The sequence below is a fragment of the Micromonospora sp. NPDC049257 genome (genome assembly GCF_040678915.1).
Lineage (GTDB): Bacteria > Actinomycetota > Actinomycetes > Mycobacteriales > Micromonosporaceae > Micromonospora > Micromonospora antibiotica.
The window spans coordinates 211,401-235,836 of sequence record NZ_JBFAQU010000008.1 but is presented as its reverse complement, the minus strand read 5'-3'; the positions used below and the strand labels follow the sequence as shown (position 1 = coordinate 235,836).

Here is a 24,436-nt window from a genome sequence, read left to right as displayed (position 1 = left end):
CGATCGCCACGATCCATAGGGGTCCGAATATGCCCGCACGTCGTCTTCTGCTGCTGCCCGCTGTCACCGTTCTGTTCGCCCTGACCGCCTGCGGCGCCACCGAGGAATCAGGTCCCGGTTCGACGGCGTCCGCTCCGGCGAGTGGCACCCCGAGCCCGACGTCCACGGTGAACATCACGACGGCCGGGGATGTCAAGAGTGCCGACTGTCCCTCCGCGAGCACCTTGCAGAAGTTGGTCGAGCTGCCGGCGGGGATGACCTTCGGCAAGGTCGAGTGTGTGAAGGACTGGGCGGGGGCCGCGCCGCAGGGTCCGAAGGCCGGTGACGGCGTCTACCTGTTCCACTACACCGCTGGTACGGGCTGGAAGTACTACGGCGAGGGCAGCGGTTACGACTGCAAGGACCTGGGCCTGACCGTGCCGGCCCCGTTCTGCATCTCGGATTCGGTGCCCGCGACGAAGAAGCCGACGACGAAGCCGGCAACGACGAAGCCGGCGACCACGAGTCCCTCGTGTCCTTCGGTGAATATGCTGGAATCCCTGGTCGAGCTGCCGAAGGGGATGACCTTCGGCAAGGTCGAGTGTGTGAAGGACTGGGCGGGGGCCGCGCCGCAGGGTCCGAAGGCCGGTGACGGCGTCTACCTGTTCCACCACACGGCTGGTACGGGCTGGAAGTACTACGGCGAGGGCAGCGGTTACGACTGCAAGGACCTGGGTCTGACCGTGCCGGCCCCGTTCTGCATCTCCGACTGACCAGAGTGGTCGCGGTTGCGCGCTGTGGCGCACACTGGCTACGGTGTGCGCCACAGTCAGCCGGCAGCACCGCCGCCGCGCCCTGACAACCTGTGCGGCACCAGGGGGCACGAGCGGGGCATGGCGGAGTCGATCGACGACCAGTTCCGGGAGTTCGTGCAGACCCGCTCGCCGGCGTTGCTCCGGACGGCGTTCCTGCTGACCGGTGACCGTCACCTCGCCGAGGATCTGGTGCAGGACGCCCTGGCCCGTACGCATCGGGGCCGGCGGCGGCTGGGCGATCCGGGGCACTTCGAGGCGTACACCCGCACTGCGATGTACCACCAGCAGGTGAGCTGGTGGCGGCGACGCAGGGTGGCCGAGTCCCTGCCCGGGGAACTGGCCGACGTGGCGCAGCCCGGCAGCGACCACACCCACCGGACCGATCTCAAGCTGGCCCTGCACCAGGCTCTCGCCCAGCTCACCCAGCGGCAGCGCGCGGTGCTGGTGATCCGGTTCTTCGAGGACCGCAGCGAGGCCGAGGCCGCGCATCTGTTGCAGTGCTCGGTCGGCACGATCAAGAGTCAGACCAGTAAGGCACTGGCCCGGATGCGGCAGATCGCGCCCGAACTGCTCTCGGCCGTGTTGGAGGAGGCCTGATGACCGACAACCTCGGGCCGCTGCGTCAGGCCATGTCTGATCTGAGCGAGCACGGCGGCAGCGCCGACCTGTACGAGCGGACCCTGCGCCGGTCGCGGCAGACGCAGCGGCGGGCGACCATCGCCACCGGCGTCGCCGCCGCAACGGTGGTGTTCGCCATCGGCGGTACGGTCGCCTTCGTCGCCGGTCACCGGCCCGACGCGTCGACACCCGCAGCCGCCCCCAGTGGTGCCGGACCCGGTCAACCCGACTGTCCGTCGGTCGAAACCCTCGGCAGCCTGGTCGAACTGCCACCGGACTGGTCCTTCGCGTCCCCGCAGGTGCAGTGCGTGCAGACCTGGGCGACGGCCGACGTGAAGCGCCCGTCCGGCGGCGACATCCGCTACCTGTTCCACTACACGGCCGAGGTGGGCTGGCGGTACCAGGACCAGGGTGCCGGGTGGGACTGCAAGAAACTCGGCCTCACCCAGCCGGCGCCGTTCTGCACCTCCTGACCGCAGACCCCCGGGGAACGCCCGGCCGGACCAGCGCGGGCGAACGGCTGCCCGGTCAGCGGGCACCGTGGCGTCTGCGCAGGGCGTGGTAGGCGACCGCGAGGGCGGTGCCGAGGACGACGATGACGACCTCGTGCCCGGGGTGGAGGTTCTTCGACAGGCTGGGGGCGCGGTCCGGGCCGATCGCCCAGAGCGCCAGACCCGCGCCGTAGGCCGCGCCGAGTGCGACGGCCCACCACCGTAGCGGGCGGAGGGCGTCGCGGCGCAGCACGGTGACCAGCGCGATCGCCACCGGGACGACGGCCACCATGGCGAACTGGACGGCGACGAGGACGGCGACCGCCCAGGCGCTGATGACGAGGGGTCGTGAGCGGGGCAGGGCACCCGGGTTCGCGAGCGCAGGCGGGGCATGGGACATGGTGGTTCCTTCCGGTGCGAGGGGTCGGGTGACGGGACGGCGTCCGGTGGGCGGGCTCAGGGGCGGGTCCGCCCGGCTTCCGCCTTCTCGGCGGCGGTCCTGAGGTCGGCCAGCCACGCCTGCAGCCCGTACCCGAGGTAGGTGGTGGAGGTTGCCACGTCGGCCTCGACCTGGGCGCCGGTCCAGGTCTCCTCGGTGCGGACCAGTACGCCGCCGGGGACCTCGGTGAAGGTCCAGACGTGGACGCCGTTGTCGATGTGGAGTCCGTCGCCGGTCCCCGGGCCGGCCCAGCGAATGCACCGGTAGGGCGTCAGCTGCGTGACGGTCGAGGTGATGGTCAGCGTCGTCGCCGGGGTCATCGGGGTTTCCGGGACCGGCGTGGTCCAGCGGAACGCCGACCCCGCGCGCAGGTCGCCGTCGTCGAGGCGGGCGACGGTGGTGACCGGGGCCTGCCAGGAGGGCCAGTTCTCGACGTCGGTCTGGAGGTGCCAGACGGTGTGCAGCGACGCGTCGATCAGCATCTCGGCGCGGTACCGGATGCGGGCCGTCGGGTCGACGCCCTGCCCGTCGCAGGCGATCACCGGCTGGTTCGTGGTCGATGCCATCTGACTCCACCTCTCTCACTTTGCGACGCCATGTCGCTTGAGTTAGACCGTATAACTTCAGGGAACTTCGGTCAATAGCGGAAGTGATAGCCTGTAACTGTCGTGATGGTAGGTGTGCGAACGGGGGGTCCATGGGTGCCGACGTGACCGGTCCGCGCGAGCGGTACCGCGCCCAGGTGCGGGCGGAGATCAAACAACGGGCCTGGGAGCAGCTCGCCACGACCGGGGTGTCGGCGCTGTCCCTCAAGGCGATCGCCGAGCAACTGGGGATGAGTGGCCCGGCCCTCTACCGGTACTTCGCCAGTCGGGACGAGCTGATCACCGCCCTGATCCGCGACGCGTACCGCAGCCTCGCCGACGCGCTCCGTACCGCCGCCGACGCCGGTGCCGACGTCGCCGGACTGGCGAACACCGTGCGGGCCTGGGCTCTGGACGATCCGCAGCGCTACCTGCTGATCTGGGGTACGCCCGTGCCCGGCTACCACGCCCCCGACGACACCACCGCCATCTCGGCCGAGATCATGGCGACGGTCGTCGACGCCTACCGCAGACGCGACGTCCAGCCCTCCGGACGGCGGATCGAGGCCCATCTCGACGACCATCGCGGCTGGGCCGGGGACCCGACCGTGCCGGCTGCCGCGTTGCGGCAGGCGCTGGCCTTCTGGACCCGGGTGCACGGCGTCCTGTCCCTCGAACTCGCCGGCCACTTCGCCGACATGGGATTCGACCCCGCGCTGCTGTTCGACGACGAGATCGACGACCTCCTCGGCCGCTGACCGCCGCCTCGACCGCCGACGCCGCCCGCCTGCCCGACCGCCGAGCCGGCGGCCTGCCCCGACCGCCGACGCCGACCGCCCCTGCCGGCAGCCGACGCCCGCCGGCTGACCGTCCGCACCCGCCGCCGCCCGCCCCTGCCGGCCGCCGACGCCCCCGGGGGCGTCCGCGTCGGTGCAGGGCTGCGCTCCGGCCACCCGCGTCGGCACGGGTCGGTGCCCGTGGCTCGGCACGACTAATGTGAGCAGTCGGCCACCGTACGCTTGCGAGGATGGGACCCCTCGATGAGATGTGCCTTCTGTGGCCGGTGGTGGCCGCTGCCCTGGGCGTGCGGCCGGTGCCGGCGTGACCGTCGCCGGATGCGCCGCGACTACCTGCGCCGCGCCGCCCCGCAGGACGCGCTGCGCGACCTGACCCGCACCGACCCGGACCACTGACCGGACCGCAGCCCGACCCACCACGCAGCCCGGTCGTCGCGTGTCGGCGGGAGACGGCCGGTGGGAGAGGGGCAGGTCCCGGCGTGGCTATCCTGGGCCCGTGCTGCCCCTGCCGCCCGGCGACTTCCGGGCCTACCTGTTCGACTGCGACGGCACCATCGTCGACTCCATGCCGGTGCACCACCTGGCCTGGCGGGCCGCGCTCGACGAGTGGGGCTGCGACCTGCCCGAGGACCTCTTCTACGCCTGGGGCGGCCGGCCGGTGGCCGACATCGTCGTCGACCTCAACGCGCGGCACGGGCTGGCCATGCCGGTCGACGTGGTGGCGCGTCGCCGGGAGGACGCCTATCAGACCTTCCTGCCGCAGCTCACCGCCGTGCCCGGGGTGCTGGCGCACATCGAGCGGGCACACCGGCGGGTGCCGTTCGCGGTGGTCTCCGGCAGCACCCGGGAATCGGTGACCGCCTCGCTGTCCGCGCTCGACCTGCTCGACCGGTTCGACGTGCTGATCTGCGCGGAGGACTACGCGCGGGCCAAGCCGGACCCGGAGTGCTATCTGCTGGCGGCCCGGCTGCTCGACGTACCGCCGGAGCAGTGTCTGGTGTTCGAGGACACCGACCTGGGGGTCGCGGCGGCGACGGCGGCGGGCATGGCCTCGGTCCGCGTCCCGCCGCCCTGGCAACGCTGAACCCGGTCGGGCCGCCGGCCCCGACCACCGCCGGCCCGGGACCCGCCGGTCAACCCCGGTAGAGCTTCTCCGCGTACGCCGGGCCGTAGTAGCGCTCCAGGTCGGCCAGGCTCTCGGCCGGCGTCTCGACCTCCTTGACCAGCCGGGCGCGGGACGGCAACGTGTCCGGCTGCCAGGTCTCCGGCTGCCACAGCTCGGAGCGGAGGAACGCCTTCGCGCAGTGGTAGAAGATCTGCTCGACGGCCACTTCGACGGCGAGCACCGGCCGGTGCCCCTGGACCAGCATGTCGTCGAAGTAGGGCGCGTCGCGCACCAGCTTCGCCCGGCCGTTGATCCGCAGGGTGTCCGTCCGGCCCGGGATCAGGAAGATCAACCCGACGTGCGGGTTGTCGAGGATGTTGCGGTAGCCGTCGGCCCGCCGGTTGCCCGGCCGCTCCGGGACGGCGATCGTCCGGTCGTCGAGCACCAGCGCGAAGCCGGGCGGGTCGCCCTTGGGGGAGACGTCGCAGCTGCCGTCCGCGCCGGCCGTGGCGACCAGGCAGAACGGCGAGGCGGCCAACCACTGCCGGTCCCGTTCGTGCAGCACGGTGCGTTCCTTGGCCGCCGCCCGGGGCATCGGTGCCCCCAGTAGCGCGCGTAGCTCCTCGTGTGAGGTGATCTCCACCGTCACGTCCGCCTCCCCCGTCCGTTGATCTCGGTGGCGGGCGGTGGCACACCGGCCGCCGTACGCAGCCTATGCGGGCATGGCGAGCCGGTTTGTCCCCGACCGGCCACCCTGCCCCCGGACGAAGCAGTGGAGGGCCCGCGATGGAGAGCCGACTGAAGGTGCTCGGGCACCCGGTGCATCCGATGCTGGTGATGTTCCCGGTCGCGTTGCTGGTCACCGGCACCCTCTTCGACGTCGTGGACACGGTCGGCGGCCCCGACTTCCTCGCCGAGGTGGCGTACTGGAACATCACCGTCGGCCTGGTCGGTGGTCTGCTGGCCGCGGTGGCCGGCGCGTTCGACCTGCTGGCCATCCCGGCCGGCACCCGGGCGAAGCGGGTGGCGCTCACCCACGCGGCGGCGAACGTCGCGGTGATCCTGCTCTTCGCCGCCGTCTGGGCGGTCCGGTTGAACGCCGGCTCCCGGGCGGCCGGTGGCGCGTTGATCGCCATCGAGGTGGTCGGCCTGGCCATCCTCGGCGTCAGCGCCTGGCTCGGCGGGGAACTGGTCGACCGGTTGGGGGTGGGCGTCGACTCCGACGCCGGCCTGGACGCCCCCAGCTCGCTGCGGCCCGTCCCGGCCAGCCGACCGGTGGGAGAGGTGCGATGACGGAGCAGCCGGGCCGGGGCAGCCGCCAGCAGGGCGGGGAGCAGCCGGGCCGGGGCAGCCGCCAGCAGGGCGGGGACCTGACGGGCGAACTCCAGGCGTTGCGCGCCGAGCTGAGCCGGCTGGCCGGCGGCCGGGGTGTGTCGCCCGACGTCGAGCTGACCGAGGTCGCCGACGGCTGGCAGGTGACCGTGCGGCTGCCCGGGGTGGCCCCGGAGGAGGTCGCCGTCGAGCTGGACGACCGGGAACTCTGCGTCCGGGCCCGGTCGGAGGCCGAGGTCAACGCCGACCAGGGCATCCCCGGTGGGGTCGAGACCCGCAGCTTCGAACACCGGGTGGACCTGCCGTCGCGGGTCGACCCCGACGCCATCGACGCGGTGATGGACCACGGCCTGCTCCGGGTCCACCTGCCCCGGGCGGCGCGGCCCACGCCGCGCACCATCACCGTCGGCCGCGCCGGCTACCCGCCCGGCCCCACCCGCACCGGTACGCCCACCGGCGTGGACCCGGCGGCGGACCGGGAACTGCACCACCCGGACACCGCCGTCGACCCGCCCGACCGGCCGTAGGGGCCCCGGTGGACAGCCCGGCACTGGGTGGCCCGTTGGGCGAGCGGGTGCCCGACGTGGCCCGGATCGCCGTGCTGCGCGCCAACGCGCTCGGCGACCTCATCTTCCTGCTGCCCGCCCTGGAGTCGCTGCGGGCGGCGTACCCGACGGCGGAGATCGTGCTGTTCGGTGCGCCGTGGCACGCGACGCTGTGGCGCGACCGGCCCGGCCCGGTCGACCGGGTGCTGGTCGTCCCACCGGCTCCCGGCATCCGCGAGCCCGGCCCCGACGAGCCGCCCGGGTCGCTCGACGACTTCCTGGCCGACGCGGCCCGGGAGGGCTACGACCTGGCGTTGCAGGTGCACGGTGGCGGAGCCAACTCGAATCCGATCATGAGCCGGTTGGGGGCCCGGGTCACCGCCGGGTTGCGCGCCGAGGACGCCCCACCGCTGGACCGCTGGCTGCGCTACGTCTACTACCAGCCCGAGGTGACCCGCTACCTGGAGGTGGTGGCCCTGGTCGGGGCGGGTGCGGTCACCGTCGTACCGACGCTTTCGGTGACCGACGCGGACCAGGCGCAGGCGCGGGCGGTGCTTGGCGAGCCGGACCGGCCCCGGGTGGCGCTGCACCCCGGGGCGAGCGACACCCGGCGGCGCTGGCCCGCGCGGCGGTTCGCCGAGGTGGCCCGGACCCTGCACGACGACGGGTACGAGGTGCTGGTCACCGGCACCCCCGCCGAGCGGGCGGTGGTGGACGAGGTGGTCGCGGCGGCCGGGGTGCCGGTCCGTCCCCAGGTCGGCACGCTCAGCCTCGGCGGGCTGGCCGCCGCTTACGCGGGCTGCGCGTTGGTGGTCTCCAACGACACCGGCCCGCTGCACCTGGCCGGCGCGGTGGGCACCCCGACGGTGGGTGTCTACTGGGTCGGCAACATGATCAACGGGGCGACCCCGCTGCGCGGCCGGCACCGCCCGATCGCCGCCTGGACGACGCGCTGCCCGGTCTGCGGGGTCGACTGCACCCCGGGCATCTATCCGCACCGGCCCGGCGACGGCAACTGCCCGCACCGGGACTCGTTCGTCGCCGACGTGCCGGTGGTCGAGGTGCTCGAAGCCGCCGCCGACCTGCTCCACCCCGAACCGGGCGCGGTGACCGCCCCCTGACCGCCACGCCCCTGACCGCCCACGCCCCAGACCGCCACGCCCCAGACCGCCCTCACCGCGACCGGCGGCCGGGGTCGAGTTGGCCGGTGCGACCCGGGCTGGTTGTGCGGTGTGGGGCCGGATCAGGCCGGTTGGGTGGTGTCGGCGCGGGCCGGACGCGTGGTGGTCTGCCGTGTGGTGTCGGCGGCGACCACCTCCCACGCCTCGACGGCACGTTCGGTGACCGTGGTCGGTGACTCCAGGTGGTAGGCGCCGCTGGGCAGCACACCCGCGCCGCCGTACCGGGCCAGCACCGCGAGCTGGGCGGCGACGTCCTCGCCCTGGTGGTTCGCCGGAACCCGCCGCCAGAACTCGAAGCCGCCCGAGTCGACAAGCGCCGCCCGGTCGTAGAGCACGCAACCGCCGATCCAGGAGATCTTGTACGCCCGCCACGCCCCCGGCGGCAGGCCCACCTTCTGCTGGACGTGCAGCAGGTTCGCGGCCGGGTGGATGGCGGCCCGCTGCCACTGCGGGGTGTCGGGGCGGACCAGTTCCGGCACCACCGGCCCGTCCCACTCCTCGTAGTGCCCGTGCGTCTCGGGGCGGACGTCGTCGGCGTACGACAGGCCGTGCACCGCGTTGCCGACGAACCCGCAGCCCAGTTTCCCGATCGCGGTGACCAGCCGGCCGAGGGTGCCCGGTTCGAGCCAGACGTCGTCGTCGAGGCAGAGCACGTACCGGGCCACCGACCGGTCCAGCAGGTACGCCCGGTGTTCGGCCAGCCCGCGCCGGGGCAGTCGGCGGGTCAGCAGCACCGGGTGCCCCCGGTGGCGCAACGCCCGGACCATGGTGGCCGCCGCCGGGTGCGCGTACGCCGGGTCGTCGTCGGACTGGTCGCTGACCACCACCCCGAAGTCGGGGATCTCGACCTGGGCGGCCAGCCCGGCCAGGGTGACCGCCAGTTCGGCCGGGCGGTTGCGGGTGGGGATCAGCACGTCGAGCCGACGGGGTCGGCGGAACTCCCCGGGCGTGCCGAGGTCGAGCGGTCGGTTCACGGGGTCCTGCCCAGGCTCTGCGCGGTCGGGGTCGGGGTCGGGTGGGTCGTCGTCGGCTCCGGGCCGGGTGCCGCCGACGGGTCGACGGCGGGTCGTACCGCCCCGGCACGACCGTCGGCGGCGGCCCGGCCGGCGGTGTGGGCGGCCCGGCCGGCGGTGGTCCGGGTGGCCTGGCCGGCGGTGGTCCGGGTGGCCTGGTCGGCGGCGCCCTCGGCGGCCTGGGCGCGGATCCGGTCGATGATCGCCGAGGTGGACCGGTCCGGCACGTAGCCGAGGGTGCGTACCTGACCGCCGAGCCGGCGGACCAGCGACGCCTCCGGGACCATCTCCGGCGGGTAGTCGCCGCCCTTGACGTACACGTCGGGGCGGACCGCCTCGATCAGGCCGACCGGCGAGTCCTCCTCGAAGACCACCACGTGGTCCACGCAGGACAACGCGGCGAGCAGGGTGATCCGGTCCTCGACCGGGTTGACCGGCCGGTCGGCACCCTTGAGCCGGCGGACGCTGGAGTCGGAGTTGACCGCGACCACCAGCAGATCCCCCAGGGCCCGCGCCTGCTCCAGGTAACGCACGTGACCGGGGTGCAGCACGTCGAAGCAGCCGTTGGTGAAGACCACCGACCGGCCGGCCCGCCGGTGGTCGGCGACGATCGCGTCCAGCTCGCCGGTGCCGACCAGCGTCGGGTGGGCGGTGCCGTCGGGTGCGCCACCGAGCGCGTCGAGCAGGTCCTCCCACCGGCACACACAGGTGCCGGTGTCGGAGACGGTGATGGTGGCGGCGAGCTGGGCCAACTGGGCGGCGGTCGGCAGCGACGCCTCGGCGGCCAGCGCGAGGGTCATCGCCGCCAGGTAGGCGTCCCCCGCGCCGACGGCGTGACTGGCCGGGACGGGCGTGCTGTGGCTGCGCCGGTGTGCGCCGTCCGCGCCGCCGACGATGGCGCCCTCGGTGTCCAGGGTCACCGCGACGACGTCCGCGCCGGTGTGCGCGCGCAGCTCGGCCAGCCGCGCCTGCGCCAGTTCGGCCCGGTCGACGCCCTCCCCGACGGTGGCGTTGACGGTCACCCCGGCCCCGGTCACGCTCAACCCGTCGCCGGTCATCGCGACCCGCCCCTCACCGGGGGTCGGTTCGCCGGTCGGGCCGGCGGGTGCCCGGCCGACCCCACCCGGGGCGGTGCCCACGACCAGCTCCGACGGCCCGTCCGTCGGATCGCTCGGCGGGTGGTCCAGGTGCAGGCCGGTGCCGCCGGTACGGGTCGGGGTGGGCGGTGCGCCGAAGCCGGCGGCGGCGCGGGCCAGCAGCCGGGTCGCCTCGGCGAAGCTGGGGGTGACCACCGTCGGGTTCAGCCCCCGCCAGTCGGCCAGGTCGTGGGCGTCCAGGGCGACGGTGGCGTACCGGTGCCGGTGGGCGAACAGCCAGGCGCGCACCGGGGCGGGCAGCGCGCCGAGACCGTAGTCGCAGACCACCAGGGTGGGCGCGGCCCCGCCGGCCACCGCCCGCAGCTCCTCGGTGGCGCAGCTCAGGGCGGTGAGCAGCCGGGCGACACCGTCGTCGTCGAGCGGTTCGTCGGGCTCGCCGGAGTCCTCCCGGAGCAGGATCTGGTTGCCGGCCAGCATCCGGCGTTTCACCGGCGTCGGCCGGTGCGGTTCGCCGACCGTACGGTCCCAGACGCCGGCCCGGTCCAGGCAATCGTGCAGTTCGTCGCCGGCCACGTCCGCCCCGACCGGGGCGACCAGCAGCGCCCTTCCGCCGAGGGTGGCGACGTTGACCGCGGTGTTCGCGGCCCCACCTGCGGCGGTGATCCGTCGACGCAGGGTGAGGATCGGCGCGGGCGCCTCCCGGCACAGCCGCTCCGACTCGGCGAAGCGCCACTCGTCGAGCATGGCGTCGCCGACGACGAGGACGGCCCGGTCCCGCCAGCTCTCCACCACGGTGGCGAGCCGGCGCTGTTCCGCTGCTGCTCCTGCCATGCCCACCGGGGTCCCCCGCGCCGACCAGGCCAAACCCTCCGCCATGCCCGGCGACCAGGGTCACGTTTCGGGCCCTACACCCCGGGAACCGACCAGAGGTATCCGGAGAGGGGAAAACCGACATGGCAGCCACGACATTGCAGGGCAAGCGGATCGCGTTCCTCGCCACCGACGGCGTGGAGGAGGTCGAGTACGTCCAGCCGCGTGAGGCGGTCGAGAAGGCGGGCGCGACCGCCGAGCTGGTATCGCTCAAGCCCGGCACCATCCAGGCCTTCAACCATCTGGACCAGGGCAAGACGTACGACGTGGCGGTGACGGCGGCCGACGCGGACGCCGACGGCTACGACGCGCTGGTGCTGCCCGGCGGGGTGGCCAACCCGGACTTCCTGCGTACGGACCCGGACGCGGTCCGGTTCGTGCAGGCGTTCTTCGCGGCCGGCAAGCCGGTCGGGGTGATCTGCCACGGCCCGTGGACCCTGGTCGAGGCGGGCGTGGTGGCCGGTCGCCGGATCACCAGCTGGCCGAGCCTGCGTACCGACCTGACCAACGCCGGTGCGACCTGGGTGGACGAGCAGGTGGTGACCGACGGCAACCTGGTCAGCAGCCGCAATCCCGACGACCTCCCGGCGTTCTGCGCCGCACTCGTCGACCGGTTCGCCGCCTGAGGCGTACCCCCGAGGGGCAGGTGGGTCCCCGGTGGCCCGCGTGCCCGCCTGAGGCGTACCCCCGACGGGCAGGCGGGTCCCCGGTGGCCCGCGTGCCCGTCGGTGCCGGGCGGGTCCGCGGGCAGGTTTCCTGCGGTGGTAGGCATGTTCGCGGGGGAGCGGGAAAGAAGGCGGGATGACCGCCCAGACCCACGGCAGCCCGGTGCTCCAGGCCCGCCAGCTGCGCATGTTGATGTTCGGCCTGATGACCGGCATGTTGTTGGCCGCGCTGGACCAGACCATCGTCGGTACGGCGTTGCCCACCATCGTCGGCGAGCTGGGCGGGATCGACCACTACTCGTGGGTGGTCACCGCCTACCTGCTCGCCTCGACCGCCTCCACCCCGCTCTACGGCAAGATGGCCGACCTGTACGGCCGCCGACCCGTCTTCCTGTTCTCGATCGGCACGTTCCTGCTCGGCTCGCTGCTGGCCGGCCTGTCGCAGGACATGACCCAGCTGATCGTCACCCGGGGCGTGCAGGGCATCGGCGCGGGTGGCCTGATGACGTTGGCGTTCACCATCATCTCGGACGTGGTGTCGCCCCGGGAACGTGGCCGCTACCAGGGGTTGTTCGGCGCGGTCTTCGGCGTCTCCTCGGTGGCCGGGCCGCTGGTCGGCGGCTACTTCGCGGAGACCAACTGGCGGTGGATCTTCTATCTCAACGTGCCGTTGGCGCTGTTGGCGATCGTGGTCTGCTACCACGTGCTGCGGTTGATCCCGTTCGAGCGGCGGGAGCACACCGTCGACTGGTTGGGCGCGGCGCTGCTGGTCGCCGGGGTGAGCGCGTTGCTGCTGGCGCTGAGCTGGGGCGGCAACTCGTACGCCTGGGGCTCGCCGACGATCATCGGGCTGTTCGTGGCGGGTGCGGTGCTCGGGGTTGCGTTCGTGCTCCAGGAGGCCCGGGTCACCGAACCGATCCTGCCGCTGGGGCTGTTCCGCTCCGCGACGTTCGCGCTGGCCAACTCGGCGGGCTTCGTGCTCGGTCTGGTGATGTTCGGGTCGATCATCTTCATCCCGCTCTACCTGCAGATCGTCAAGGGCGCCTCGCCCACCCGCAGCGGCCTGCTGATGCTGCCGATGATGGCCGGCATCATCGTCACCTCGATCGTCACCGGCCGGGCGATGAGCCGGATCGGCCGGTACAAGTGGTTCCCGGTGGCCGGTTCGGTGGTGCTGGTCGTCGGGATGCTGCTGTTCACCCGGCTCCAGGTGGACAGCTCGCTCTGGGCGGCGTTCGGCTACATGGTGGTGATCGGCGTCGGGCTGGGCCTGTGCATGCAGTCGCTGATCCTCGGCGTACAAAACGCCGTGGACGTGCGGAACCTCGGCGCGGCGACCTCCTCGGCGACGTTCTTCCGGTCGCTGGGCGGTTCGTTCGGGGTGGCCATCCTGGGCGCGGTGCTCTCCACCCGGCTCGCCAGCGGGCTCGCCGACCGGCTGCCCGGCGCGATCGCCCAGCTCCCGGCCGACCAGCAGGCGGCGGTGGCGGCCAGCGGCGGCACCAGCATCTCGATCAACGACCCGGCGACCATCCTGGCCCTGCCCGGCCCGGTCCGGGCGGCCATCCAGGCGTCCTTCGTCGAGTCGCTGCACCTGGTGTTCCTGACCACCGGCCTGATCGCCCTGGTGGCCGTGCTGGTCACCCTGGCCCTGCCCAACGATCAGCTCCGGGGTGCCGGCCCGCAGGGCGCGACCGGCGGCGTCGACCCCCTCGGCGGCAAGGCCCCCGCCCCCGGCGGCAAACCCCTGACCAAGGAGTCCAAGGCGGAAGCCGCCGCCGACCTCAACGCCAAATCCCAAACCATGCTCTAACCCCACCCCACCCCATCCCCGCCCGCCCCCGCCCCCGGCCCCACCCCGCCCCGGTGATCAAGAAGTTTGCGTCAGAAATCGCGCGGAGGTTGACGTAAACCTCTTGATCACCGGGGCGGGAATGGGGGTGAAGTGGGCTAAGCGGGCGCAGGTGGAGAGGCTGCTCGGGGCGGGGGCGGGGAGGGCGAGGGCGGGGGGCTACTTGAGGATGAGGCGGTTGGTTTGGTCGAAGACGGTGAGGTCGGCGAGGGTTTCCGGGACCGAGAGGGAGAGCGGGGCGGGGAACTCGTGCGGGTGCAGGAAGGCGGCGTCGGTGGTCTCGTCGGTGACGCGGGTGAGTTCGCCGTCCCAGTCGTCGACCCGGAACGCGGTGGTGAAGATCTGGTAGGTGTGGCCGTACATGTTGGTGTGGGTGCGGTCGGGGCCGGTGTAGAGGGCGAAGGCGCTGACCCGCAGGGCGCGCAGGCCGGTCTCCTCGCGGACTTCGCGGACCGCGCAGTCGGCGATCGACTCGCCGAGTTCCATCGCGCCCGCCGGCAGCGCCCACTGGCCGTTGTCCGAGCGGCGGATCAGCAGCACCCGGCCGGCGTTGTCGCGTACCACGGCCCGCGCGCCGACGAACATCAGCGTCCGATCGCCGGCCAGGGCGCGTAGCTGTCCCACGTACGAGTCGGCCCAGGAGATACTCACCCGGACAATCTACGCACCATCCGGGGAGGGGTTCGGCGTTCCGGGGGTTCCCAAGGTGTGACCGGCGACACTAGCTTGTCACCCATGCGTAGCACGATGATGGACGCCCCGCTCCAGGTCGCCCGGATCCTCGAACACGGTGCGACGGTGCACGGCACGGCCGAGGTGGTCACCTGGACGGGTGCCGAGCCGCGCCGGATGTCGTACGCCGAGGTGGGTCGCGCGGCGGCCCGGCTGGCCCACGCGCTGCGCGACGAGTGCGGGGTGACCGGCGACGAACGGGTCGCCACCTTCATGTGGAACAACAACGAGCACCTGGTGGCGTACTTCGCGGTGCCGAGCATGGGTGCGGTGCTGCACACGCTCAACCTGCGGCTCTTTCCCGACCAGGTCGCCTACATCGCCAACCACGCGCAGGACCGGGTGGTGCTCGTCGACTCGACGCTGATCCCGCTGCTGGCCCGGGTGCTCGGCGAGTTGACCACGGTGCGGCACGTGGTGGTGGTCGGCGGGGGCGATCCCGGGCCGTTGCGGGCGGTCGCCGGGGACCAGGTCACCTTCCACCGGTGGGACGACCTGCTGGCCGGCCGGCCCGAGCACTTCGACTGGCCGGAGGTGGACGAGCGGGACGCCGCCGCGCTCTGTTACACCTCCGGCACCACCGGCAATCCCAAGGGGGTCGCCTACTCGCACCGGTCGATCTATCTGCACTCGTTGCAGGTGTGCCTGCCGGAGGGGTTCGGGCTGGGTCCGGGGGACCGGGAGCTGGCCATCGTGCCGATGTTCCACGCGATGTCGTGGGGGTTGCCGTACGCGGCGTTCCTCTCCGGCGCGTCACTGATCATGCCGGACCGGTTCCTCCAGGCCGCGCCGATCGCCGAGATGATCGCCGCCGAGCGGCCCACCCTGGCCGGCGCGGTGCCGACCATCTGGAACGACCTGCTGGCGCACCTGGACGCCCACGACGTGGACACCTCGTCGCTCAAGGAGGTGATCGTCGGCGGTTCGGCCTGCCCGCCGGCGTTGATGCACGCGTTCGCCGAGCGGCACGGCATCGACGTGATCCACGCCTGGGGGATGACCGAGATGTCCCCGCTGGGGTCGGTGTCCCGGGCGCCGGCCGGGGCGACCGGGGACGACGCCTGGCGGTACCGCTACACGCAGGGTCGGGTGCCGGCGGGGGTGGCGGCCCGGATCGTCGACCCGCTGGGTGAGCCGTTGCCCGCCGACGGGACGTCCGTGGGGGAGTTGGAGGTGCGCGGGCCGTGGGTGACCGCGCGGTACGTCGGCGAGGACGCCCCCGACCCGGAGAAGTTCCACGACGGCTGGCTGCGTACGGGGGATGTCGGCATGCTCTCGCCGGACGGGTTCCTCACCCTCACCGACCGGGCCAAGGACGTGATCAAGTCGGGTGGGGAGTGGATCTCCTCGGTCGAGTTGGAGAATGCCCTGATGGCCCACCCGGACGTGCAGGAGGCCTGTGTGGTGGGGGTGCCGGACCAGCGGTGGGGTGAGCGTCCACTGGCCACGGTGGTGGTGCGTGCGGGCGCGTCGACCGGTGTGGAGCAGCTCCGTGCGTTCCTCGCCGGCTCGGTGGCACACTGGCAGGTGCCGGAGCGCTGGGCGGTCATCGACGCGGTGCCCAAGACCAGTGTCGGCAAGTTCGACAAGAAGGTGGTGCGTGCGCGGTACGCCGACGGCGACCTGGAGGTACGGGAGCTGGCGGGGCCGTAACACTTTTCGGCGACTCGTCGCCGATGGGGTAGGGACGTCACTCCTGAAACATCCCTCCCCAGGGGCGGCCCCGGCGTTCGCACCGCGCCGGGGCCGCCCTTCCTCGCGGGCGACCCGCTATGTCATTGTTGCGAAACTTCCTCGCGTCTGTCCGGGTTATTGCGAACTGTCCTCGGAACTACTGCCCGGCGGTGTCGAGCAGCACCTTCCCCACCACCGCGTCCTCCACCGCCTGGTGCGCGTCTGCGGCCTGCGCCAACGGAAAACGGTGCAGCGGCAGGCCGGCCGCCTCACCCACCCGCACGGCCCCCTGGGCGACGGCCGCCGCCACGTCGGTGACCGCGTGCGCCTTGGCCGCCTTCGGGGCCGTGTAGACCAGCACGAACTGCCAGCGGGCGTTGGGCGCCATCAGCGGCCGGATCGGCAGGGTCAGCTCACCCCCACCGTCGTCGGCGTAGACGCAGACCACCCCGCCGGTACGCAGCAGCTGCACGTCGACGGCGGCGTTGCGGGCGGCCGAGACCTCGACGATCGTGTGCACCCCGTCGGGGGCGATCTTGCGGACCTCCTCGACCACGTCCTGCTCCCGGTAGTCGACCACGAAGGAGGCTCCGGCCGCCGCCGCCAACTGCGCCTTCTCCGGGCTGCTCACCGTCGCGACGACGCAGGCGTCGGCCCAGCGGGCCAACTGGATCGCCGCGTTGCCGACCGCACCCGCCCCACCCTGCACCAGCACCACGTGGTCGCTGAGCGCCCCGGCGTGCAGGGTGTCCGGCACGTACTCCCCGACGGTCAGGCAGCGGTGCGCGGTGAGGAACGGGATGCCCAGGCAGGCACCCAGGTCGAACGAGGCGTCCCCGAGCGGCACCACCTGCCGGACCGGCACCACCGTGTATTCGGCGGCGGTGCCCCAGGGCCGCTGCCAGGCGGCTTCCCAGAGCCACACCCGTTCACCGGTGAGGGCCCGGTCGACCCCCGCGCCGACCGCCTCCACCACCCCCGCGCCGTCCTGCCCCGGGGTCTGCCAGCCGACCGGCAACGGCTGCTGCCGCCGGCTCTTCCAGTCGGTCGGGTTCACCCCGGCCACCGCCACCCGGACCAGCACCTCTCCCGGGCCCGGCTCGGGCACCGGCCGGTCGACCAGTTGGAGCACCGACGGGTCGCCGGTGCGCTCGTACACGATCGTCTGCATCGCCGTCTCCTCAGGCCGCCGGTTTGAGCACCACCTTCGAGTAGCCCTCCTCGCGACGGTCGAAACGTTGGTACGCGTCCGGTGCCGCGTCCAGCGGCAACTCCTTGCTCACCACGAAGCTCGGTGTGGCCCGCCCCGCCATGATCAGGTTCCGCAGGTACTCGTTGTAGGTCTTGACGTTGGCCTGCCCGGTGCCCATCCGCAGGCCCTTCTCGAAGAGCTTGCCCATCTTGAACAGCAGCTCACCCTTGCCGGAGTGCTCGTCCGGCGCACCCGGGTCGTGCGCCAGGTAGAGGCCGACCACGCCGATCGCGCCGGTCGCCCGGACCACCTCGACCAGGCTGTTCAGCACCGACGCCGGCTGCTCCGCACCACCCGCCCCGGTGGCCTGGTAGCCGACCGCGTCCACCCCGTGGTCGGTGCCCACCCCGTCGGTCCGGTCGAGGATCTGCGCCACCGGGTCCCCGGCCGAGAAGTCGATCGGGGTCGCGCCGATCGACTCGGCCAGCCGCAGCCGGTCCGGCACCCGGTCCACCAGGAACACCTCGGCGGCACCCATCAGGACCGCCGAGTACGCGGCCATCAACCCGACCGGCCCGCCACCCATCACGGTGATCCGCTCGCCGGGCCGCAGCCCGGTCATCGCCACCCCGTGGTAACCGGTGGGGAAGATGTCGGCGAGCATCGCGTAGTCGTTCTCGTGCTCGGTGCCGGGCGGCAGCTTCAGGCAGTTGAAGTCGGCGAACGGCACCCGCAGGTACTCCGCCTGACCACCCCGGTACGGCCCCATCGCCACATAGCCGTACGCGCCACCGGCGAAGCCGGGGTTGACGGTGAGGCAGAAGCCGGTCTTCTGTTCCCGGCAGTTGCGGCAGAACCCGCACCCCACGTTGAACGGCATCGACACCCGGTCGCCGACCTTGATCCCGCGTACCCCGGTGCCGGCCTCGACCACCGTGCCCATGTTCTCGTGGCCGAAGACGATGCCCGGTTCGGCGAGCGTGCGCCCCTCGTACATGTGCAGGTCCGAACCGCAGATCGCGGTCGTGGTGATCTGCACGACCACGTCGTCGGGGTGCTCGATGCGCGGGTCCTCGACCTCGTTGACGGCCACCTCGTGCGGCCCCTGGTAAACCACAGCTCTCATGGTTCCGACGCTAAGCGGACCGGCCGGGTCGCGGGGGCGGTTCAGCCGAGCTGGTCAACCACCTCGGGGGTGAGATCATGCACCGAGGTGAGCACCACGGCGGCCAGCTCCGCCGCGTCCGGGTCCAGCGGGTACGACCCGTGCGGCACCGCGATCACCCGCATCCCGGCGGCGGCGGCCGAGCGGACCCCGTTGGAGGAGTCCTCCACGGCGGCGCACCGGGCCGGGTCGACCCCGAGCCGTTCGGCGACGGCGAGATAGACGTCGGGTGCGGGCTTGCCCCGGGCGGTCCGCTCGGTCGACAGGGTCACCCGGAACTCGGCGGTGAGGTCTGCGGCGGTCAGCGCCGCGACGATCAGCCGGGTCGGCGAGGAACTGGCCAACCCCAGCGGCCACCGCGCGGCCAGCCGGCGTACCACCAGGTCGGCGTCGTCGATCAGCGGTACGCGCACCGCGTACCGCCGGGCCATCTCCTCGACCACCTCGGCGGCGACCTGCTCGGCGCTGCGGTCGACGCCCAGCTCACCGCTGAGGTACTCGGCCCACTCGCCGGTGCTCATCCCCATCAGCCGCCGTTGGGTGTCGGGCTGCCAGGTGCCGCCCCGCGCCGCCACGTACGCCCGGCGCACCTCCTCCCAGACCGGCTCCGAGTCCACGATCACGCCGTCCAGGTCGAACACCACCGCATCCACCGTCACCCCGCCATCCTCCCCGACCCCGCCGGAGCCCGGTCGCCCGGTGCCGGCAGCGCCCGCCGGCCTCGGGGTGGTCCCGATGGAGTCAGCCCTGCTCGTCCTCGTCCGCTGGCGGCTTGGGGCGGCGGTATTCCCTGATGTACGCCTCGACTTCTGACCGCAGCCACACAGAGCCGCCTTGCAGCGTCTGGAACGGGCGCGGGAACTTCGGGTGAGCGGTGATCTGGCGCAGCCGGGAGCGTCCTACGCCGAGCATGGTCAACATCTCCGCCGGGCCGACGAGCGGCCCAGGCACCTCTGGCTCACCCATGCCAAACAAGGTAGGCATCGCCATGCCTACCCCATTTGGCAGCGCATAATTACGCCCGACCAAAGTATGTCCCACCAAATTATGCCTACCAGGATTGACAGGTGCGTAACTCGGGGTGTGGAATCGGTGACGCGGTGCCCCCGCCCTGGTGGAGCTGGGCTCGGTGGGGCGGGGTGCCGCAATGACCCGAGCCCTGGGAGGCGACCGTGACGCGTGAGGTGCCGTTGTTGGTGGAGCTGGCCTGGGACTGCCTGGAGTGCCACCGCTACGAACATTGCGACAAGTGCTCCGACAGTGGCTTCTGCGCGGTGCTGGAGGCCGCCCGCACCCGGATCAGGGCGTGGCGCAGGTACCGCGGAGTGTTTGGTTGGCGTCGATGAGGGCGCCCCTGCCGGCGGCGGGAGACCTGATCCAGGTGACCCGTGCGGCCAGCGTTCAGTTCGTCAAGCCCATCCGGTGCCGGGTGATCCGGATGCTGGACTGGATCACCTACGACGGCTGGTGCTGGCTCGACGTCTACCAACTGGACGACAAGGGCGACGCGGTGGCCCGACGGTCGATCTTTGTGCAGCCGGCGGGGCTGGTCGTCCACCGCCGGACCGCCCCCGTGCCGGTCGGGCAGCAGCGGCGGCCCAGCTCGAAGGTGCGGCCATGAACTCAGCGGTAGGCGGTGGCCTGGGTGGCGTAGAGGGTGGCGTACACCCCGTCGAGGCGGATCAGCTCGTCGTGGGTGCCCATCTCGCGTACCCCGCCGTCGCCGATCACGATGATCAGGTCGGCGCTGCGGACGGTGGAGAGCCGGTGCGACACGAACACCGTCACCCCGCCGCTGTCGGCGGCGACCCGGGCCGCGCCGTCGGTGAACCGCGCGAACAGCCGGTGCTCGGCCTCGGCGTCCAGCGCCGACGCCGGCTCGTCCAGCACCATCAGCAGCGGGGCGTCGCGCATCATCGCCCGGCCCAGTGCGAGCTGCTGCCACTGCCCGCCGGAGGCGTCCACCCCGCCGTCGGCGTGACTACGACCCAGGCGGGTGTCCAACCCGTAGGGCAGCCGGTCGACGACGCCGCTGTGCGCGCGGGCCAGGCCGGTGCGTACCGCGTCGTCGTCGGTGGCCCGGGGCAGGTCGCCGATGCCCACGGCCAGCCGGGCGGTCAGCTCCGGGCGGGCGTAGTCCTGGAACGCGGCCGTGGTCCGCTCCCGCCAGGCGGCGAGGTCGATGTGGCGCAGGTCGACGCCGTCGATCAGGATCGCGCCCCGGTCGGGCTCGTAGAACCGGTTGAGCAGCTTGACCAGCGTGGTCTTGCCCGCGCCGTTCTCGCCGACGATCGCCACCGTGCTGCCGGCGGGCAGCAGCAGGTCCACGTCGCGCAGCACCGGCCCGTCCGCGCCGGGATAGCCGAAGGTGACCCCGCGCAGGCGGATGCCCTCCAGTAGCCGCTCGGGCGGGCGCAGCGGGGTGACCGGCGCACCGGGCGGCGGGACCGGCTGCGGCACCAGCTCCCGCACCTCGTCGAGCCGGCGCAGCGACCGGCCGCTGCGCACCAGCTGCTGCGTGATCGTCACCGCACCGGCCACCTGCTGGTTGAGCTGCGAGGCGAGCAGGATGGCCAGCACCACGTCGCCGACGTCCGCGTGGCCCCGGATCGCGTCGCCGACGACCAGGACCAGCGCGGCGACGTAGCCGAGGCCGAACACGGCCTGCCCGGCCGCACGCCACCACCCGGCGGTCAGCTCGCCCCGCCAGATCCGGGCGGTGGCCCGCTGCCAGTGCTCGGCGTAACGCTGTTGCAGGTGCTCGACCAGGCCCAACAGCCGCAGCTCCTTGGCCGAGGCCGCGTCGGTGGTCAGCTCGAACAGGTGCCGGGCCTGCCGGGTGTCGACGATGCTCTCCTCGCGGGCCCGGTCGGCGGCGGCCTGGGCCCACCGGCCCGCCAGCACCGGCAGGGCGGCCAGCAGCGGCAACGCCACCAGCGCCGGGTGGACCAGGGTGAGCAGCACGGTGGTCAGCAACAGGCTGACCGCCAGCGAACCGCCGGTCAGCAGCGCCTGCAACCCCTCGCCGATGCGCTGCAACTCGTCCTGGGCCAGGGCCATCCGGTCGGCGCTGTCGGGCCGCTCGTGGTGGTCGAGGTACGGCGTGCCGTTGCTGATCTCGACGAGCTGCTCGTCGGTGCTGAGCACGTTGAGTTCGGACACCTCGAAGTACGCGATGTGCGCGAAGTGGGCGCAGGTCAGCGCCGCGATCGCGGCCACCGCGACGGCCAGGCCCGACCAGGCGGCCGTCCCGGCGTGACCCGCCGCCGCCGCGTTGGTGAGGTGTTTCAGCGCCACCGCCGCCGCCGGAACCGCGACCGCGTTGCCCGCCATCAGCGCCAACGCCACGGTCATCTTGCGGCGGTCCTGCCGCCACGACAACCGCATCAACCCGCTGATCGACCTCATCATCGGCTCACCTCACCACCTCGGTCTGCGGGCCGCTGCCGGCGTCGTCGTCGGCGAAACGTTCCGCCTGGAGGGTGAACATGGCGGCGTACCGGCCACCCGCCGCCATCAGCTCGTCGTGGCTGCCCTGCTCGACGACCTTCCCCTGGTCGAGCAGGACGATCCGGTCGGCCAACCGGACGCTGGACAGCCGGTGCGAGATGAGGATCGTCGTCCGGCCCCGGGTCAGCTCGGCGAACCGGGCGAAGAACTCGGCTTCGGCGCGGACGTCCAACGCCGCCGTGGGCTCGTCGAGCACGAGCACGGTGCTGCCGTGGTAGAGCGCGAACAGGGCACGTGCGATGGCGATCCGCTGCCACTGCCCACCGGACAGGTCCAGACCACCCTCGTAGGCCCGGGACAACACCGTGTCCAGGCCGTTCGGCAACGCGTCGAGGGTGTCGAGCAGCCCTGCCGCCTGTGCCGCGCGGCGTACCCCGGCCCGGTCGTCGAGGTGCTCGACGGCACCGAAGCCGATGTTGGCGGCGGCGGAGAGCTCGTAGCGCACGAAGTCCTGGAACACCACGGCGATCCGGCGTTGCCAGTCCCGCGCCGGCAGGTCGGCGATGTCGGCGCCGTCGGCGCGTACCGTGCCGGCGTCGGGCGAGTACAGCCGGGCCAGGAGCTTCACCAGGGTGGTCTTGCCCGCCCCGTTCGCCCCCACCAGGGCGGTGCACTGCCCGGCGGGGATGTGCAGGTCCAGGTCGTCGAGCACCGGCCGGGCCGCACCGGGGTAGCCGAAACGTACCCCGGTGAAGTCGATCGCCGGGGCGGTGGTGGCGGGCGGCCCGGCCCGGCCGGTGTCGGGTGGCTCGGCATAGCGGGCCATGGCCCGCTCGAACGCCGTGACGGCGGTCTCGGCGTTCATGCCGTACTGGGTCTGGGTGTCGGAGTCGGGATAGAACTCCCCCAGCCGGATCAGCGCCATCACCGCCTGCAACACCAGCGCCAACCCGGCCAGGTCGACCGCCCCGTCGGCGGCGCGTACCCCGGCCAGCGCCAGCACGGCGGCCACGCCGACCAACCCGACGGCCGTGTAGAGCAGGTAGGGCCGCAGGTAGATGCGCCGCCGCTCGGCCCACACCGGGGCCAGGACCCGACGGTAGACCTGCCGGTAGCGCTCCGTCAGCCAGCCGGTCAGGCCGAAGACACGCAGCTCCTTCGCGGCGGCCGGACCCATCGCCAGCCCGCGCAGGTAACGGCTCTCCCGGCGCAGCGCCGCCACGTCGCGGATGACCCGGGCGTAGCGGCGCAACCCACCCCGCTGGCCGTGCCGGAACAACAGCACCACCACCAGCATCGCCAGCGCCGCCCACGGGCCCAGCACCACCGCGACCACCACCGTGAACCCGACGACCTGGGTGTACGGCCCGATCAGCGCGATCAGCCCGGCGTACGCCGCGCCGGGGGTGCGGAACGCGAACCGCAGCTCGTGCCCGGCCTCACCCAACTCGTCCAGGACCGCCGGGTCCTCCAGCGGGGTGATCTCCCGGGTCGACAGCGACGCGGCGATGAGCCGCCGGTACATGTGCCCGTCGACCCGTCGACCGAGCTGCTCGGCGACGGCCTTCTGCGCCGCCTCGGCCAGTTGCAGCGCGATCAACGCCGCCCCGGCCGCGGCCAGCGGCCACCACACCTCGGCCTGCGCGGTGGTGCCGGCCAGCACCGGGCCGATCCGCCCCACGGTGACGCTGACGGCGATCGCGAACACGACCGGCAGCACCCCCCGGGACACGCTGAGCGCGAGCGCGACGGCACTCCAGCCGGGCCCGGCGGCGGGGAACTGCCGGGCGATGCGCAGCCGGGCGGCGGCGGCCTCGCGCCACTGCTGACCGGTGCCGGTGGTGGAGGTGGTCATCGGGTCAGCCGAAGACCTTGTCCCGCAGCACCACGGGCAGCTCCAGCTCCTGGGCGCAGCCACGCACCGAGAGCTGGTAGGAGTCGACCACCTCGGGGCTGTCCGCCACGGCCAGCTCCGCCTCGGTGAGGGCCGTGACCTGACGCTCCCGGAAGCGGTACTCGTCGGCGTTGCCGTGCAGGCCGGGCACGACGTACGGCTCCGGCTCGACCGGATTGTGGATCTTGGACTGGTCGGAGTTGAGGTCACCGGCGGCACCCCAACCGGTGAGCATCTCCGGCCGGTACAGGTGACCGATGTCGAGGCGGGTGAACAACCGCGACACCGTCTCCTGCGGGAACCGGCTGCACTCGTACGGGAAGTGCGTCACCGCCAGCCCCTCCGCCGCCGCGTACCGGCGCATCCGCGCGTAGTTGAGGGTGCTGAGCACGAAGTTCTGCACCACCCGCTCCCGGCCGATCTTGCCGGCCCACTTGGCCATCCACGAGTCGAGCGACGCCCGGGGCTGACGGTCCAGCACCAGCAGGCGCAGCCGGTCGACCGGCCACCCCGCCTCGATCAGGCAACGCGCCGGGTTGAACAACGCCTCGAACGGCACGTACGGCCCGGCCATCTCCTTGGCGAACAGCACCGGCTCACCGTCGGGCAGCTTCCACGGCGAACCCTCACCACCGGTGAGCGCGAACCGGCCGATGGTCTTGACCGGCTGGTAGTAGGCCGCCGCCTGGGCCATGCCGAACAGGTTCGTCACCGCCGTCGAACCCACCCGGCAGCGCCCCCAGCCGAGCACCAGCAGCGGGAAGTCGGCCGGGCTGCGGCCGGCGAACCCGTGCGTGAGGGTACGCACGATCTGGGCGGTTACCTCGTCGATGGTGGTGGTGACGACCTGGTAGCGACCGTCGGGCGGCAGCGGGGTGCCGGTGAGCGCGTCGTCGTCGGCGGCGGCCAACCGGTGCAGCAGCGGGTACGGGTCGGTCATCGAGGC

27 protein-coding genes are annotated in these 24,436 nt (G+C 72.8%); 14 read left to right on the top strand and 13 right to left on the bottom strand.

Annotation, left to right across the window (positions count from 1 at the left end):
• Positions 1-233: 233 nt before the first annotated feature.
• The 3 genes from AB0K25_RS15585 to AB0K25_RS15575 all read left to right on the top strand — a co-directional run bounded on the left by AB0K25_RS15585 (position 234) and on the right by AB0K25_RS15575 (position 1,885).
• Positions 234-752 carry a hypothetical protein gene (locus AB0K25_RS15585; RefSeq protein ID WP_363820697.1) on the top strand — a complete coding sequence of 173 codons (519 nt, stop codon included), beginning with the start codon at positions 234-236 and terminating at the stop codon, positions 750-752.
• Between the two features lie 120 nt (positions 753-872).
• A complete protein-coding gene (locus AB0K25_RS15580) occupies positions 873-1,391 on the top strand; it encodes a SigE family RNA polymerase sigma factor (protein WP_219466008.1) in 519 nt (172 codons plus the stop codon).
• On the top strand, positions 1,391-1,885 hold the full coding sequence (locus AB0K25_RS15575; protein ID WP_219466010.1) for a hypothetical protein: 495 nt from the start codon (positions 1,391-1,393) through the stop codon (positions 1,883-1,885). Before AB0K25_RS15580 ends, AB0K25_RS15575 begins: the two co-directional genes overlap by 1 nt.
• A gap of 55 nt (positions 1,886-1,940) precedes the next feature.
• Here the strand turns inward: AB0K25_RS15575 and AB0K25_RS15570 are convergent, their stop codons facing one another.
• Both AB0K25_RS15570 and AB0K25_RS15565 read right to left on the bottom strand, forming a co-directional pair.
• Positions 1,941-2,303, bottom strand: a complete 363-nt coding sequence (locus tag AB0K25_RS15570) for a hypothetical protein (RefSeq protein WP_208565579.1) — start codon at positions 2,301-2,303, stop codon at positions 1,941-1,943.
• Positions 2,304-2,359: 56 nt separating this feature from the next.
• The gene (locus tag AB0K25_RS15565) at positions 2,360-2,908 is read right to left on the bottom strand and encodes an SRPBCC family protein (RefSeq protein WP_357533107.1); all 549 of its coding nucleotides are present in this window, start codon (positions 2,906-2,908) and stop codon (positions 2,360-2,362) included.
• Positions 2,909-3,051: 143 nt separating this feature from the next.
• Here AB0K25_RS15565 and AB0K25_RS15560 point away from each other — a divergent pair, with 143 nt between their 5' ends.
• The 3 genes from AB0K25_RS15560 to AB0K25_RS15550 all read left to right on the top strand — a co-directional run bounded on the left by AB0K25_RS15560 (position 3,052) and on the right by AB0K25_RS15550 (position 4,807).
• On the top strand, positions 3,052-3,684 hold the full coding sequence (locus tag AB0K25_RS15560) for a TetR/AcrR family transcriptional regulator (protein ID WP_219466018.1): 633 nt from the start codon (positions 3,052-3,054) through the stop codon (positions 3,682-3,684).
• Between the two features lie 282 nt (positions 3,685-3,966).
• The gene (locus AB0K25_RS15555) at positions 3,967-4,119 is read left to right on the top strand and encodes a hypothetical protein (protein WP_208565582.1); all 153 of its coding nucleotides are present in this window, start codon (positions 3,967-3,969) and stop codon (positions 4,117-4,119) included.
• Between the two features lie 100 nt (positions 4,120-4,219).
• The gene (locus AB0K25_RS15550) at positions 4,220-4,807 is read left to right on the top strand and encodes an HAD family phosphatase (RefSeq protein WP_363820691.1); all 588 of its coding nucleotides are present in this window, start codon (positions 4,220-4,222) and stop codon (positions 4,805-4,807) included.
• 49 nt (positions 4,808-4,856) lie between these two features.
• Here AB0K25_RS15550 and AB0K25_RS15545 read toward each other — a convergent pair whose 3' ends face one another.
• A complete protein-coding gene (locus AB0K25_RS15545; protein ID WP_219466020.1) occupies positions 4,857-5,477 on the bottom strand; it encodes a pyridoxamine 5'-phosphate oxidase family protein in 621 nt (206 codons plus the stop codon).
• A gap of 137 nt (positions 5,478-5,614) precedes the next feature.
• On the opposite strand from AB0K25_RS15545, the gene AB0K25_RS15540 reads away from it, so the two are divergent.
• From AB0K25_RS15540 to AB0K25_RS15530, 3 genes are read left to right on the top strand one after another with little or no spacing between them, the layout of a single operon-like run.
• On the top strand, positions 5,615-6,121 hold the full coding sequence (locus tag AB0K25_RS15540; RefSeq protein ID WP_219466022.1) for a DUF2231 domain-containing protein: 507 nt from the start codon (positions 5,615-5,617) through the stop codon (positions 6,119-6,121).
• Positions 6,118-6,687 carry an Hsp20/alpha crystallin family protein gene (locus tag AB0K25_RS15535; protein ID WP_357533110.1) on the top strand — a complete coding sequence of 190 codons (570 nt, stop codon included), beginning with the start codon at positions 6,118-6,120 and terminating at the stop codon, positions 6,685-6,687. The genes AB0K25_RS15540 and AB0K25_RS15535 overlap by 4 nt, the downstream gene beginning before the upstream one ends.
• Before the next feature lie 8 nt (positions 6,688-6,695).
• Positions 6,696-7,826 (top strand): glycosyltransferase family 9 protein, encoded by a 1,131-nt coding sequence (locus AB0K25_RS15530; protein ID WP_363820686.1) that lies wholly within the window; start codon positions 6,696-6,698, stop codon positions 7,824-7,826.
• A gap of 122 nt (positions 7,827-7,948) precedes the next feature.
• Here the strand turns inward: AB0K25_RS15530 and AB0K25_RS15525 are convergent, their stop codons facing one another.
• On the bottom strand, positions 7,949-8,860 hold the full coding sequence (locus AB0K25_RS15525; protein ID WP_219466028.1) for a glycosyltransferase family A protein: 912 nt from the start codon (positions 8,858-8,860) through the stop codon (positions 7,949-7,951).
• Positions 8,857-10,827, bottom strand: a complete 1,971-nt coding sequence (gene rfaE2 / locus AB0K25_RS15520; RefSeq protein WP_357533115.1) for a D-glycero-beta-D-manno-heptose 1-phosphate adenylyltransferase — start codon at positions 10,825-10,827, stop codon at positions 8,857-8,859. The genes AB0K25_RS15525 and rfaE2 overlap by 4 nt, the downstream gene beginning before the upstream one ends.
• Before the next feature lie 122 nt (positions 10,828-10,949).
• On the opposite strand from rfaE2, the gene AB0K25_RS15515 reads away from it, so the two are divergent.
• The gene (locus AB0K25_RS15515) at positions 10,950-11,492 is read left to right on the top strand and encodes a type 1 glutamine amidotransferase domain-containing protein (RefSeq protein WP_208565588.1); all 543 of its coding nucleotides are present in this window, start codon (positions 10,950-10,952) and stop codon (positions 11,490-11,492) included.
• 175 nt (positions 11,493-11,667) lie between these two features.
• Positions 11,668-13,344 carry an MDR family MFS transporter gene (locus AB0K25_RS15510; protein ID WP_219466034.1) on the top strand — a complete coding sequence of 559 codons (1,677 nt, stop codon included), beginning with the start codon at positions 11,668-11,670 and terminating at the stop codon, positions 13,342-13,344.
• Between the two features lie 198 nt (positions 13,345-13,542).
• Here the strand turns inward: AB0K25_RS15510 and AB0K25_RS15505 are convergent, their stop codons facing one another.
• On the bottom strand, positions 13,543-14,034 hold the full coding sequence (locus tag AB0K25_RS15505) for an NUDIX domain-containing protein (protein ID WP_208565590.1): 492 nt from the start codon (positions 14,032-14,034) through the stop codon (positions 13,543-13,545).
• Positions 14,035-14,118: 84 nt separating this feature from the next.
• Between AB0K25_RS15505 and AB0K25_RS15500 the strand changes: the two genes are divergently transcribed.
• Entirely contained in the window at positions 14,119-15,768 is a 1,650-nt protein-coding gene (locus tag AB0K25_RS15500) for a fatty acid--CoA ligase (RefSeq protein ID WP_255597840.1), read from the top strand.
• Between the two features lie 178 nt (positions 15,769-15,946).
• Here the strand turns inward: AB0K25_RS15500 and AB0K25_RS15495 are convergent, their stop codons facing one another.
• The 4 genes from AB0K25_RS15495 to AB0K25_RS15480 form a co-directional block, all read right to left on the bottom strand.
• Positions 15,947-16,960: an NADPH:quinone reductase gene (locus AB0K25_RS15495; RefSeq protein WP_363820680.1), complete on the bottom strand. Its 1,014-nt coding sequence runs from the start codon at positions 16,958-16,960 to the stop codon at positions 15,947-15,949.
• Positions 16,961-16,970: 10 nt separating this feature from the next.
• Positions 16,971-18,107: a glutathione-independent formaldehyde dehydrogenase gene (locus tag AB0K25_RS15490; RefSeq protein ID WP_363820677.1), complete on the bottom strand. Its 1,137-nt coding sequence runs from the start codon at positions 18,105-18,107 to the stop codon at positions 16,971-16,973.
• Positions 18,108-18,148: 41 nt separating this feature from the next.
• Entirely contained in the window at positions 18,149-18,805 is a 657-nt protein-coding gene (locus tag AB0K25_RS15485) for an HAD family phosphatase (RefSeq protein WP_219466057.1), read from the bottom strand.
• Between the two features lie 82 nt (positions 18,806-18,887).
• Positions 18,888-19,112 (bottom strand): hypothetical protein, encoded by a 225-nt coding sequence (locus tag AB0K25_RS15480; RefSeq protein ID WP_219466059.1) that lies wholly within the window; start codon positions 19,110-19,112, stop codon positions 18,888-18,890.
• 206 nt (positions 19,113-19,318) lie between these two features.
• On the opposite strand from AB0K25_RS15480, the gene AB0K25_RS15475 reads away from it, so the two are divergent.
• Both AB0K25_RS15475 and AB0K25_RS15470 read left to right on the top strand, forming a co-directional pair.
• Positions 19,319-19,492, top strand: coding sequence for a hypothetical protein (locus AB0K25_RS15475; RefSeq protein ID WP_219466060.1), 174 nt, complete (start codon positions 19,319-19,321; stop codon positions 19,490-19,492).
• The gene (locus AB0K25_RS15470) at positions 19,489-19,767 is read left to right on the top strand and encodes a hypothetical protein (protein ID WP_219466063.1); all 279 of its coding nucleotides are present in this window, start codon (positions 19,489-19,491) and stop codon (positions 19,765-19,767) included. The genes AB0K25_RS15475 and AB0K25_RS15470 overlap by 4 nt, the downstream gene beginning before the upstream one ends.
• A gap of 2 nt (positions 19,768-19,769) precedes the next feature.
• On the opposite strand, the gene AB0K25_RS15465 is transcribed toward AB0K25_RS15470, so the two are convergent.
• From AB0K25_RS15465 to AB0K25_RS15455, 3 genes are read right to left on the bottom strand one after another with little or no spacing between them, the layout of a single operon-like run.
• Positions 19,770-21,557, bottom strand: coding sequence for an ABC transporter ATP-binding protein (locus tag AB0K25_RS15465; RefSeq protein ID WP_219466066.1), 1,788 nt, complete (start codon positions 21,555-21,557; stop codon positions 19,770-19,772).
• A 4-nt stretch (positions 21,558-21,561) separates the two neighbouring features.
• Positions 21,562-23,451 carry an ABC transporter ATP-binding protein gene (locus tag AB0K25_RS15460; RefSeq protein ID WP_219466069.1) on the bottom strand — a complete coding sequence of 630 codons (1,890 nt, stop codon included), beginning with the start codon at positions 23,449-23,451 and terminating at the stop codon, positions 21,562-21,564.
• A 4-nt stretch (positions 23,452-23,455) separates the two neighbouring features.
• Positions 23,456-24,430, bottom strand: coding sequence for a hypothetical protein (locus AB0K25_RS15455; protein WP_219466072.1), 975 nt, complete (start codon positions 24,428-24,430; stop codon positions 23,456-23,458).
• Between the last annotated feature and the right edge of the window lie 6 nt (positions 24,431-24,436).